At 73.4% G+C, this 11,725-nt stretch carries 8 protein-coding genes, 2 tRNA genes and 1 pseudogene; 7 read left to right on the forward strand and 4 right to left on the reverse strand.

Going from position 1 to position 11,725, the window contains the following annotated elements; all coding sequences use genetic code 11:
* Positions 1-101: pseudogene (locus DEU31_RS16380) on the reverse strand (superoxide dismutase); the annotation flags it as partial.
* A gap of 163 nt (positions 102-264) precedes the next feature.
* Between DEU31_RS16380 and DEU31_RS16385 the strand changes: the two are divergent.
* From DEU31_RS16385 to DEU31_RS16400, 4 genes are all read left to right on the forward strand, one after another.
* Positions 265-4,944: an ATP-dependent helicase gene (locus DEU31_RS16385; RefSeq protein WP_133677919.1), complete on the forward strand. Its 4,680-nt coding sequence runs from the start codon at positions 265-267 to the stop codon at positions 4,942-4,944.
* A complete protein-coding gene (locus tag DEU31_RS16390) occupies positions 4,944-5,855 on the forward strand; it encodes a DNA-formamidopyrimidine glycosylase family protein (RefSeq protein ID WP_133677920.1) in 912 nt (303 codons plus the stop codon). Before DEU31_RS16385 ends, DEU31_RS16390 begins: the two co-directional genes overlap by 1 nt.
* A 59-nt stretch (positions 5,856-5,914) precedes the next feature.
* Positions 5,915-5,987 (forward strand) — tRNA-Arg (locus tag DEU31_RS16395).
* A 34-nt stretch (positions 5,988-6,021) separates the two neighbouring features.
* A complete protein-coding gene (locus DEU31_RS16400; RefSeq protein WP_053918101.1) occupies positions 6,022-6,273 on the forward strand; it encodes a hypothetical protein in 252 nt (83 codons plus the stop codon).
* Positions 6,274-6,529: 256 nt separating this feature from the next.
* Here DEU31_RS16400 and DEU31_RS16405 read toward each other — a convergent pair whose 3' ends face one another.
* Together DEU31_RS16405 and DEU31_RS16410 are read right to left on the reverse strand one after the other, a co-directional pair.
* The gene (locus DEU31_RS16405) at positions 6,530-7,129 is read right to left on the reverse strand and encodes an OsmC family protein (protein ID WP_133677921.1); all 600 of its coding nucleotides are present in this window, start codon (positions 7,127-7,129) and stop codon (positions 6,530-6,532) included.
* A 91-nt stretch (positions 7,130-7,220) separates the two neighbouring features.
* Positions 7,221-7,769 (reverse strand): acyl-CoA thioesterase, encoded by a 549-nt coding sequence (locus DEU31_RS16410; RefSeq protein WP_133677922.1) that lies wholly within the window; start codon positions 7,767-7,769, stop codon positions 7,221-7,223.
* 139 nt (positions 7,770-7,908) lie between these two features.
* On the opposite strand from DEU31_RS16410, the gene orn reads away from it, so the two are divergent.
* Complete coding sequence (gene orn, locus DEU31_RS16415; RefSeq protein WP_133677923.1) at positions 7,909-9,810, forward strand: oligoribonuclease; 1,902 nt, start codon at positions 7,909-7,911, stop codon at positions 9,808-9,810.
* Positions 9,811-9,883: 73 nt separating this feature from the next.
* Here orn and DEU31_RS16420 read toward each other — a convergent pair whose 3' ends face one another.
* Complete coding sequence (locus DEU31_RS16420) at positions 9,884-10,237, reverse strand: thiamine-binding protein (RefSeq protein ID WP_133677924.1); 354 nt, start codon at positions 10,235-10,237, stop codon at positions 9,884-9,886.
* Positions 10,238-10,385: 148 nt separating this feature from the next.
* Between DEU31_RS16420 and DEU31_RS16425 the strand changes: the two genes are divergently transcribed.
* Together DEU31_RS16425 and DEU31_RS16430 are read left to right on the forward strand one after the other, a co-directional pair.
* Positions 10,386-11,369 (forward strand): diaminopimelate dehydrogenase, encoded by a 984-nt coding sequence (locus DEU31_RS16425; RefSeq protein WP_133677925.1) that lies wholly within the window; start codon positions 10,386-10,388, stop codon positions 11,367-11,369.
* A 223-nt stretch (positions 11,370-11,592) separates the two neighbouring features.
* A tRNA-His gene (locus DEU31_RS16430) sits at positions 11,593-11,668 on the forward strand.
* Positions 11,669-11,725: the final 57 nt, after the last annotated feature.

Consider the following 11,725-nt stretch of genomic DNA (forward strand, 5'->3'; position numbering starts at 1 on the left):
GCGTGGTGCTTGGAGTGGTGCAGCTCCATGATCTTCCCCGAGATCGAGGGATCCAGCGCGCCGTAGTCGTAATCGAGATCGGGAAGCGTGTACTCAGCCATATGGATCATCCCTTCGTCAGTTCTGCGCGGGACCAGCCGGTGCGGACCCCGCCGTGTGATCCATCCTGCCACGAGGCGCTGAGCAGGGGCAGGGGCGGCCGGGAAACGGTCCCCCGGTCGGCCGGCGGGCCCGGGTGTCGGGGCGGCGGTCCACAATGGTGCGATGGCCACGCCCCGTCCGCGCCTGCCCTCCTCGTTCTCCCCTGCCACGACGGCGTGGTTCGAGGAGTCCTTCGAGGCGCCCACCCCGGCGCAGGCCGCGGCCTGGGAGTCGATCGCGCAGGGTCAGGACACCCTCGTGGTCGCGCCGACGGGCTCGGGCAAGACCCTCGCCGCGTTCCTCAGCGCGATCGACCGACTGGCCGGTTCTCCGACCCCGTCGTCTGCCGCGACGAGCGTTCTGTACATCTCGCCGCTGAAGGCGCTCGGCGTCGACGTCGAGCGGAATCTGACCTCCCCGCTCGTGGGCACCGCGCGCACGGCGGAGCGGCTCGGCCTGCCACGGCGCCGGCTGAGCGTGGGCGTGCGCACCGGGGACACCCCGCCCGCGGAGCGCCGAAGGCTCGCTGCCCATCCGCCGGACATCCTCATCACCACCCCCGAGTCGCTGTTCCTGATGCTCACGTCGCAGGCGCGGGAGACGCTGCGCGGCGTGGACACGGTGATCCTCGACGAGGTCCATGCCGTGGCCGGCACGAAGCGGGGCGTGCACCTGGCGCTGTCCCTGGCGCGGCTCGACGCGATGCTCCCCGCCCCGGCGCAGCGGATCGGACTGTCGGCGACGGTGGAGCCGGTCGAGGAGGTCGCCGCCTTCCTCACCGGCTCTGCGCGAGGACGGGACGCGGTGGTGGTGCGTCCGCCGTCGACCAAGCGCTGGGACATGCGGATCACGCTGCCGGTCCCGGACCTGCAGGCGATCGAGCCGCCCGCCGACGCGGTCGACGACGAGGACGTCTCGGGGACGATCTGGCCCCACGTCGAGCGGGCGGTGCTGGAGGAGGTCCTCGCCCACCGCTCCACGATCGTGTTCACGAACTCCCGCAGCCAGGCCGAGCGCCTCACCGGGAAGCTGAACCGGCTCCACGCGAGGCGGGTCACGACGGAGGCGGCCGCAGGGCCCGACGGGGAGGCGGAGGAGCTCGTCGAGGTCGAGGACATCGCCCGCGCCCACCACGGCTCGATGTCCAAGGAGGTCCGCGCCGGGATCGAGGACCAGCTGAAGTCGGGGACGCTGCGCTGCGTGGTGGCGACCAGCTCCCTCGAGCTCGGCATCGACATGGGTGCGGTGGACCTGGTGCTGCAGGTCGCGGCGCCGATGTCGGTCTCGAGCCTGCTGCAGCGGGTGGGCCGGGCCGGGCACGACGTCGGCGCGGTCTCCGAGGGGTCGCTGCACCCGCTGCATGCGGTGGACGTGCTGCGCTCCGCGGTCGCGGTGCAGGAGGCGGTCGCCGGGCGGATCGAGCCGCTGACCGTGCCGCGCAACGCCCTGGACGTCCTCGCCCAGCACACCGTCTCCGCCGCCGCGATGGAGGACCTGCAGGTCGACGCCTGGTACGACCTGGTCCGCTCGGCGCACCCCTATCGGGCGCTGCCCCGCTCCGCCTTCGACCAGACCGTCGACCTGCTCGCCGGGCGCTATCCCTCCACCGACTTCTCCGAGCTGCGGCCGCGGCTCGTCCACGATCGCGAGGCCGGCACGCTCACCGCCCGGCCCGGCGCGCAGCGTCTCGCGGTCACCAGCGGCGGCACCATCCCCGACCGGGGCCTGTACCCCGTGCACCTGGTCGCCGCCGAGGGCGACACCCAGCCGCGGCGCGTGGGCGAGCTCGACGAGGAGATGGTCTACGAGTCCCGACGCGGGGACGTGATCACGCTGGGGACCAGCAGCTGGCGCATCGAGGAGATCACCGCCTCCCGCGTCACGGTCTCCCCCGCCTTCGGGCTCACCGGGCGGATCCCGTTCTGGCACGGTGACGGGGACGGGCGGCCCGCGAGCCTCGGCCGGGCGATCTCCGCCGCGCAGTCCGAGCTCGCCGCCCTCCCCCGCCCCGAGGCCGACGAACGCCTCACCGGCCTCGGCCTCGATGACAACGCGCGCACCGTGCTGCTGGACCTGCTCGACGAGCAGCAGCAGGTCACCAGCGCCGTGCCGGGACCGGACCAGCTCGTCGTCGAGCGCTTCCTCGACGAGCTCGGGGACTGGCGCGTCGTGCTGCACTGCGCGGCCGGGCAGCGGATCACAGGGCCGTGGGCCCTCGCCGTCGGCGCCCGGGTCGAGGAGCGCTACGGCCTGGACGGCCAGGTCATGGCCGGCGACGACGGGATCGTGCTGCGCATCCCGCACGGCGAGCAGCCGCCCGGCGCGGACCTGTTCCTGTTCACGCCCGAGGAGATCGAGGAGGAGGTGCGCCGTCTCGTCGGCTCCTCCGCCCTGTTCGCCGCGAGGTTCCGGGAGTGCGCGGCCCGGGCCCTGCTGCTGCCGCGCCGCGACCCGAACCAGCGGGCGCCGCTGTGGCAGCAGCGCCAGCGCGCCGCGCACCTGCTCGAGGTGGCGCGCCCGCATCCGGACTTCCCGATCATGCTCGAGGCCGCGCGGGAGTGCCTCCAGGACGTCTACGACCTGCCGGCCCTGGTCGAGCTGATGGGGCAGGTCAGGCGGCGTCGCCTGCAGGTGCGCGAGGTCGAGACCCCCGCCCCCTCCCCCTTCGCGCGCTCGCTGCTGTTCGGCTACATGGCGCAGTTCCTCTACGACACCGACGCACCGCTGGCCGAACGCCGCACCGCCGCGCTCGCGCTGGACCAGTCGCTGCTGGCCGAGCTGCTGGGCACGGTGAGCCTGCGCGAGCTGCTGGATGCCGAGGTGATCGCCGAGGTCGAGCAGCGCCTGCAGGGCCTGACCGAAGAGCGGGCGCTGCGCGGGCCCGAGCAGATCGCGGACGCACTGCGCCGCCTCGGCCCCCTCACCCCCGCGCAGCTCGCCGAGCGTGCCGTGGACGGCCTCGACCTCGACGCGGCCCGCGCCGAGCTCGAGCAGTCCCGCCGCGCGATCACGGTGCGGATCGCCGGGGCGGAGCATCTCGCGGCGATCGAGGACGCCGGTCTGCTGCGCGATGCGCTCGGCACGGCGCTGCCGCCGGGGATCCCCGAGGTGCACCTGGCCGCGGTGGACCGGGCGGTCCCCCAGCTGCTCTCCCGCTGGGCGCGCGGCCGCGGCCCCTTCCTCGCCGACGCACCGGTGCAGGCCTTCGGTCTCGCCCCGGGCGTGGCGCGCGCCGCGCTCGAGCAGCTCACCGCCGAACGGGTCCTGTCCCAGGGCGAGTTCACGCCCGGCCGCGAAGGCGAGGAATGGGTCGAGGTCGAGGTGCTGCGCCGCATCCGCCGCGCCAGCCTCGCCGCCTCGAGGCGCGAGATCGCGCCGGTCGCGGGACCCGTCTACGCGCGCTTCCTCGGCCAGTGGCAGCACCTGGTGGGGCGCCGCACCGGCGGCCGGCGGGAGCGCGGCACCTGGACCGGGAAGGACGGGCTGCTCTCGGTCGTGGACCAGCTCTCCGGGGTGTCGCTGCCGCTGTCGGCCTGGGAATCCCAGGTGCTGCCGGCGAGGCTGCCGGAGATGACGCCCGCCCTGCTGGACGCTGCCTTCGCGAGCGGGGAACTGGTGTGGACGGGGCACGGCAGGCTCGGCGCCGACGACGGCTGGATCCGGCTCCACCTCGCCGACGCCCTCCCCCTGGGGCTCGACGCCGACGCGCTCGAGGCGGCCGCCGACGCCCTTCCGGACGGTACCCTCGCGAGCCGGATCCTGGCCCTGCTGCGCACCACCCCGGGCGCGCTGCGGCACGGCGAGATCCTCACCGCGCTGGCCGACGACGGGGAGGCGGCGCGGCCGCAGGACCTGCACGAGGCGCTGTGGGACCTCGCCTTCACAGGCCTGGTCACCAACGACTCCTTCGAGGCGCTGCGCTCCTACGGCCGCGGGCCGGCCAAGGCGCCGTCGGCCCGCACCCCGACACGCTCGCGCAGCCTGGGACGTCGGGGCGCGGCGCGGCTCTCCGCAGCGATGATGCGCCAGGGCGCGTCCAGCCCCTCCGAGCTCGTGACCGGGCCCGTCGGCGCCGGGCGCTGGTCCGCGGTGCGAGTCGAGCCGGTCGACCCCGCCGCCCGTGCCGCGGCGCTCGCGACGCTGCTGCTGGACCGCCACGGCGTGGTCACCCGCGGGGCGATGGACGTCGAGGACATCCCCGGCGGGTTCGCCGCGGTGTACCGGGTGCTCTCCGCCCTCGAGGAGAACGGCAGCTGTCGCCGCGGCTACTTCGTCGACAGCCTCGGCGCCTCCCAGTTCGCGCCCGCCGAGGCGGTGGACCTGCTGCGCGACCGGGACCGGGAGGCCGAGGCCGGACGCGACGCCGACGGGCCCGACGACGGCGCGGCAGGCCCGTCGGCCGAGGCGGTCGCCCTCGCGCTCGCCGCGACCGATCCGGCGAACCCCTACGGCGCGGCGCTGCCCTGGCCGGCGCTGCCGATCACCCCGCCCGAAGGGACGACGGCACGGCCCGCCCGCCGCGCCGGCGCGCTCGTGCTGCTGCGGGACGGGCACGTCCAGGCCTACGTCGACAAGGGCGGGAAGCACCTGCTGTGGTGGGCCGACGAAGAGGCGACGCCCGAGGCCGCCGCCCAGCTCGTCCGCGCGATCGCCGAGGACTCCCGCCTCCCGCAGCTGCGGATCGAGCGGATCGACGGGCACGGGATCGACACCGAGCCGGTCGCGGCGATCACGGCCGCGCTCGCGGAGGCCGGCTGCTACCGCTCCCCGCGCTCGCTGCGACTGCGGGCGGGTGATCGCTGATGCCCGAGGGCGACACCGTCGCACGTCAGTGCCGGATCCTCCACCACGCGCTCGCCGGCGCCGTGCTCACCGCCTGCGACCTCCGGGTCCCGCGCGCGGCGACCGCGGACCTCGTCGGCTGGACCGTCCGCGAGGTGCGCCCGCGCGGCAAGCACCTGCTGATCCGGCTCGTCCCGCCAGTGCCCGGTGCGCCGCCGATGACCCTGCACAGCCATCTGATGATGGACGGGATCTGGCACGTGGACGGCAGGGCCCTGCGCTCGAGCGACACCAGCGCCGGGCCTCGAGACCCGTCCACGATCCGCATCGCGCTCGAGGCCCGGCACGAGGACGGGCGTGAGATGCGGGCGATCGCCTACGACGTGAAGCAGGTGAAGCTCCTGCGCACGGCCGACGAGGAGCAGCTGCTGGGCAGCCTCGGCCCGGACCTTCTCGATCCCGCCTGGGACGAGGACCCTTTCCTGCGCGAGAGAGCGCTCGCGAACCTCGCTGCCGAGCCGGAGCGACCGATCGGCCTCGCGATGCTGGACCAGCACATCATGGCCGGGATCGGGAACATCTACCGCAGCGAGCTGTGCTTCCTGCGCCGGCTCCACCCCGCCGCTCCCGTCTCCGCGGAGAAGGACCCCGGCGCGCTCGTCGACCTCGCCCATCGCCTGCTCGAGCTGAACCGGGACCGGGAGGTGCGGGTGACCACCGGCGGGATGCTCGGCCGGGACGGGGACCTGTGGGTCTACGGCCGCGGCGGGAAGCAGTGCCGCCGCTGCCGCACCCGCATCCAGCGCGACGAGCTCGCCGAACCGCGGCTCGAGGGCACCGAGGCACGGGTGCTGTGGTTCTGCCCCCGCTGCCAGGCCGGACCCGGCGCGCCGGCCCCGTCGGCGGCCCCGTGGCGTGGCCGACGTCGCTGAGACGGACTGCGTTCCTGGCCGTGGCGGCGCCGCAGCGTCGGTAGACTCGTGCGCCGTCAGCCTCCATAGCTCAATGGATAGAGCAACGGCCTTCTAATCCGTAGGTTGCAGGTTCGAGTCCTGCTGGGGGCGCTCATAGCCCCGCACCGCCTTCGAGAGGCCGCCGATGATCCTCAAGGTGCTGAGCTTCGGCGCGATCGCGCTGCTGCTCCTCCTGCGACTCGCCCGCACCCCCTTCGGCGCGCGCCTGCTGGGCGTGCCGCTGAAGGTGCTGCACATCGTCTATCTCGCCGCGCTCGGGGTCGCCGGCATGCTCGCGATCCCGTACGAGCAGTGGGTCCTGCTGGCTGTCGTGGTGGTCCTGCTGGTGATCAGCCTGGTAGAGGAGGTCAGGCGGCGCTCCGCGGCACTGGAGTGACCCCGCCTCCCCTGGCGGAGCGTGCCGCGGAGCCGCGGCCTCGAGGCAGGGCGCGCCCGTGCCGTCGAGCCGACCGACGGACGCGGGAGGGGTGTGGGCATGTCCCGCACCGGCAGGATCTACGTCGTCCAGGCCGAGGCGGCGCGCGCGGAGATGCTCCGTTCCCGACCGGATCCGGCTGCTGTCCGTCGCGCCGGATATCCCCCTCCGCGACACCGATTCGGCACTGCGGGCCGGGCGCCCGACGCGGTCGAGGTCAGCCGGCGGCGACCTCGACACGGGTGGTGACGGGCGTCGGGTTCTGGAAGAGGTCCAGGACGGGGCAGTGGGCGTCGACGGCCGCGCGGAGCTCCTCGTAGCGCTCGGCGCTCTCCGGTCCCGTGAGGCGGACGCGCAGGCGCACGTCCCCGAACCCGGCCCGCACGGACTCGTCCTTGCCGAAGAGCCGCGCCGCGTCGAGGTCTCCCTCCGCGGTGACGTCGATGTCGTCGACCTGGATGCCGAGCGCGTGCGCGTAGAGCCGGTAGACCACGACCTGGCAGGAGATCAAGGCGCCGAGCGCGACCTCGACGGGGCTCGCGGCGAGATCGTCGCCCGCGAGGGCGGCGGGCTCGTCCACGGCGAACTCGTGGCGGCCGGCGCGGAGCGTGCTCGCGACGGCGCCGACGCCGTGGCCGGTGACGGTGTAGGTGAGCTGTGCGGAGTCTCGGCGGGCGTCGATGCGCTCGCCCCAGGCGGTGCCCGCCGCATCGAGGCGGTCGGCGCGGGCGGCGGCGCTGTCGGCGAGGTCGGCGGCGGAGACGGAGGTCGCGGTGGTGAGGGAGACGGTGTCGGTGGTGGTGTCGGAGAGTGTCATGGCGCCACCGTAGGGACGGGCCGAGCGCTCGTCACGCCCTCCTGTCACAGGCCGTCATCCGTGCAGTCCGCCGCGTCGGGCCGACGAGAGCTCAGCGGCCGCGGTTTTGGTCCGCCAGCGCCCGGCTGTGCGCGGAGGACTCACGGTTCCAGGTCTCCACCCAGGCCGGCAGCATGAGGTCCGCGGGCGGCTGCCCGACCAGGTCCAGCACCTCCTGCACGTCGACCGACCCGCCGGAGCTGCGCAGGAAGCGGGCGCGGACGATCGCGTCGGCGATGACGGTGTCGCCGCGGCGGAACACCTGCTCCATGTAGATCCAGCGCTCGTCGTACCCGATCACGCGGGTGGCGAGCTCGAACCTCTGCCCGAGGGTGAGAGAGCGGCGGTAGGTGATGGTCTGCCCGGCGACCACCGGGTACCAGCCGGCGTCGGTGATCCGCTTCCAGAAGCCGGAGCGGAGCATGAGGTCCATGCGGCCGAGGTCCATGATCGAGAGGTACCGGCCGTTGTTCATGTGGCGCTGCACGTCGAGGTCGGCCGGGTTTACGCGGAAGCTCGCACGAGAGGTGTCCCAGATGCCGAGCGGGGACTTCGCGCGCACTCGCAGCAGGAACAGCAGCAGGCGGAGGTACATGTTCATGGCGGATCCCTCCCGGGGCTCTCGTCGGCTCGTCGTCGACACCAGATGACCAAAGAGTAACTTCTCGGGCACGCCAGCTCTCCCCGCTCGCACCTGCGGGGGCCGCCCGGGGCGTCGGGGGCCACGCTACTGTTGTCCGGTGACCTCCAGCTCCACTCGTGCCATCAACGACCGCATCATCTGGGTCGACTGCGAGATGACCGGGCTCGACAAGCAGCGTGATGCGCTGGTCGAGATCGCCGTCCTCGTGACCGACGCCGATCTGAACATCCTCGGGGACGGCGTTGACGTCGTGATCAAGCCCCCGGCCGAGGCGCTGCAGGGCATGGATCCCTTCGTGGTGAACATGCACACCGTCTCCGGCCTGCTCGAGGAGCTCGACGGCGGCATGACCCTCGCCGAGGCGGAGGCGCAGTGCCTCGCCTACGTCAAGGAGCACTGCCCCGAGCCGGGGAAGGCGCCGCTGGCGGGCAACAGCGTCGGCACCGACCGCGTGTTCCTGGACCGCGACGTGCCCGAGTTCGCCGGCTGGCTCTCCTATCGCACCATCGACGTCTCGAGCCTGAAGGAGCTGGCCAAGCGCTGGTTCCCGCGGGTGTACTACAACATCCCCGCCAAGCACGGCGGCCACCGCGCCCTCGCCGACATCCGCGAGTCGATCCAGGAGCTGAAGTACTACCGCGAGGTTCTGCTGGTCGCCGAGCCCGGCCCCACCACCGCACAGGCCCAGGATGCCGCGCGTCGCTTCGAGCTGCGCGAGGACGCCGAGACCGCCCCGGCCCTGCCCGCGCCCGCTCCGCACGTGCCCTGGCTGGACCGCGCCTCGCACCGCAGCTGGCTCGAGGGCGAGGCCGACGAGCTGCTCGTCTTCGGCTCCGAGTCGGTGCGGGAGGACGGCGGCTTCGCCTGGCTGGACGAGACCGGCGCCCCGGACCTCTCGCGCCCCTCCGAGCTGTGGATCACCTGCCGGATGACGCACGCCTTCGCGCTCGGCCACCTGCTGGGCCGCCCGGACTTCGGACGCTTCGCCGACCACGGCATCGCCTCCCTGCGCGGCGTCTTCCACGACGACGAGCACGGCGGCTGGTTCGCCTCGGTCGAGGGCGGCCGCACGGTGGACGACTCCAAGCAGGCCTACGCCCACGCCTTCGTGGTCCTCGCCGCCTCCTCCGCGACCGCCGCCGGCCGGCCCGGTGCGAAGCAGCTGCTGGACGAGGCGCTCGCGGTGCTCGATACGAAGTTCTTCGACGAGCGCTCCGGGATGAGCGTGGACTCCTTCGACCGCAGCTTCTCCGAGTGCGAGGAGTACCGCGGGATCAACGCGAACATGCACACGGTCGAGGCGCTGCTGGCCGCGGCCGACGTGACCGGGCAGCGGCGCTGGCTGGACCGCGCCGTCGGCATCGCGACCCGGGCGATCGATGAGTTCGCGCGCGCCAACGACTGGGCACTGCCCGAGCACTTCGACGTGGAGTGGTCGCCGCTGCTGGACTACAACCGCGACGAGCCCGCCCACCCGTTCCGCCCCTACGGCGCCACGATCGGGCACTGGATCGAGTGGTCCCGCCTGGTGCTCCAGGCCCGCGCCTCGCTGATCGCACTGGACGGCGAAGCGCCGGAGTGGATGCTCGAGGCCGCGACCGCCCTGATGGAGAAGTCCGCTGCGGCCTTCGGCGCCGATGGGAAGCCCGGCTGGGTCTACACCGTGGACTGGGACGGCACGCCCGTCTCCTCCGAGCGCATGCACTGGGTGGCAGCGGAGGCCGTCGCCGCGGCCGCCGTGATGCACCGGGTCACCGGGGAGCGCGTCTGGGCCGAGCGCTACGAGCAGTGGTGGGAGTACATCTCCACCTACCTGCTCGATCCCGAGGAGGGCTCGTGGTTCCACGAGCTCGACGCCGAGAACGAGCCGCAGGGCGTGACCTGGCCGGGCAAGCCCGACATCTACCACGCGCTGCAGTGCGTGCTGATCCCGCGCCTGCCCCTCGCCCCGGCGCTGTCGGCAGCGCTGCGCGACGGGCTGCTGGACAGCGACCTCTGAGCAGGTCCCGCCGCTCATGACAGGACCTGCCCCCGGTGCTGCACCGGGGGCAGGTCCTGTCGGCGGGCGGAGGTCAGCTCTGCTCGAGCCGGGACGCGGCGGCCTCCATCCGCTCGATCTTCCCGTCGAGCTCGCCGCGGTCGTGGCCGGGGCGGATGTCGGCCTTGAGCACGAGCGAGACACGGGAGCCGTAGCGGCCCGCCTCCGCGGTCGCGCGCTTGACGACGTCCATGACCTCGTCCCACTCCCCCTCGATCTCGGTGAACATCGAGGAGGTGCGGGTGGGCAGGCCGGAGTCGCGCACGATCCGCACCGCGGCGGCGACGGCGTCGTGCACGCTCGCGGCGTCGGCCCCCTCCCCGAGATCGCGGGCGAGGGCCGGGTCGGAGGGGGCACCGGTGGGCTGGACGGAGAAGGCGACGATCATGCCGCCAGTCTCCCCCTCCCCCAGGGGCGGTGCAACGCGGGACGCGAGCCCGTCACGTGGCTCTCCTGCTCCCGGTCGACGGCGCTTCAGTAGCATCGACCAGGGCGTCCGCCGCCGCGGGAGCCTCCCCTCGACCAGAGCAAGGACAATGACTGCACATCGCCTCGGAATCGTCGGCTACGGGAACCTGGGACGGGGCGTCGAGCTCGCCGTCTCCCTCCAGGAGGACTTGGAGCTGGTGGGCGTCTTCACGCGCCGCGACCCGTCGACCCTGACCACCGCCCTCGAGGACACCGCGGTCCGCTCGATGGACGAGCTCGAGTCGATGACGGGCGAGATCGACGTGCTCGTGCTCTGCGGCGGCTCGAAGTCGGACCTGCCCGAGCAGACCCCGCAGCTCGCCGCCCGCTTCACCGTCGTGGACAGCTTCGACACCCACGCCCGGATCCCCGAGCACTACGCAGCCGTGGACGCCGCCGCCCGCGAGGCCGGCACCACGGCGCTGATCTCCACCGGCTGGGACCCCGGCCTGTTCTCCCTCAACCGCCTCTTCGGCGAGGCGATCCTCGCCTCCGGCGACACCTACACCTTCTGGGGCCGCGGCCTGTCCCAGGGGCACTCCGACGCGGTGCGCCGCGTGGACGGGGTCGCCGGCGCCGTCCAGTACACGATCCCCTCCGAGGACGCGATCGCGCGGGTGCGCGCCGGCGAACGGCCCGAGCTCAGCACCCGCGAGAAGCACGTGCGCGAGTGCTTCGTGGTGCTCGAGGAAGGCGCCGACGCCGAGGCCGTGCGCGAAGAGATCGTGACGATGCCGCACTACTTCGAGCCCTACGACACGACGGTCCACTTCATCACCGCCGAGGAGCTCGCCCGCGACCACCGGGGCGCACCCCACGGCGGCTTCGTGATCCGCTCCGGCGAGTCCTCCCCCGGCACGACGCAGACCATCGAGTACCACCTGCAGGAGGAGTCGAACCCCGAGTTCACCGCGAGCGTGTTGGTCGCCTACGCCCGGGCCGCCGCACGCCTGGCCGCCTCCGGCGAGCACGGCGCGCGGACCCCCTTCGACGTGGCGCCGGGCCTGCTCTCCCCGAAGTCGCCCGAGCAGCTGCGCGCCGAGCTGCTCTGAGCGGCGCCCCGCTGTGACCGCGGGAGGGCCCGGTCGGCAGGTGCCGCCCGGACCCTCCCGTCAGCGGGCCGTCGGGGTGCATCATCCAGCGACGCCGAGCGAGGATCGCCGTCGCTGTCGCCGATGCAATGCGTCTCACACTCCTGCGAACCGCTTCGGGGAGGAAAGCACCGCTCGGACCGGGTATGCTGATCTCTCGTTGCAGGCCGTCAGGCCGCACATGGTGGTCGTAGCTCAGTTGGTAGAGCTCCTGGTTGTGGTCCAGGCGGTCGCGGGTTCAAATCCCGTCGATCACCCCAAGAAACGCCCTGGTGACAGGGCGTTTTTTCTTTGCCGCCACCCCTGCGGACCACGTC

The organism is Brachybacterium sp. AG952, assembly GCF_004362645.1.
Taxonomy (GTDB): Bacteria; Actinomycetota; Actinomycetes; order Actinomycetales; family Dermabacteraceae; genus Brachybacterium; species Brachybacterium conglomeratum.

Excerpts from the sequence above, each read along its gene's own strand:
- DEU31_RS16425 (WP_133677925.1), top strand. The coding sequence starts at position 10,386 with ATGACTGCACATCGCCTCGGAATCGTCGGCTACGGGAACCTGGGACGG.
- DEU31_RS16420 (WP_133677924.1), bottom strand. The coding sequence starts at position 10,237 with ATGATCGTCGCCTTCTCCGTCCAGCCCACCGGTGCCCCCTCCGACCCG.
- DEU31_RS16390 (WP_133677920.1), top strand. The coding sequence starts at position 4,944 with ATGCCCGAGGGCGACACCGTCGCACGTCAGTGCCGGATCCTCCACCAC.
- DEU31_RS16400 (WP_053918101.1), top strand. The coding sequence starts at position 6,022 with ATGATCCTCAAGGTGCTGAGCTTCGGCGCGATCGCGCTGCTGCTCCTC.
- DEU31_RS16385 (WP_133677919.1), top strand. The coding sequence starts at position 265 with ATGGCCACGCCCCGTCCGCGCCTGCCCTCCTCGTTCTCCCCTGCCACG.
- DEU31_RS16410 (WP_133677922.1), bottom strand. The coding sequence starts at position 7,769 with ATGAACATGTACCTCCGCCTGCTGCTGTTCCTGCTGCGAGTGCGCGCG.
- DEU31_RS16405 (WP_133677921.1), bottom strand. The coding sequence starts at position 7,129 with ATGACACTCTCCGACACCACCACCGACACCGTCTCCCTCACCACCGCG.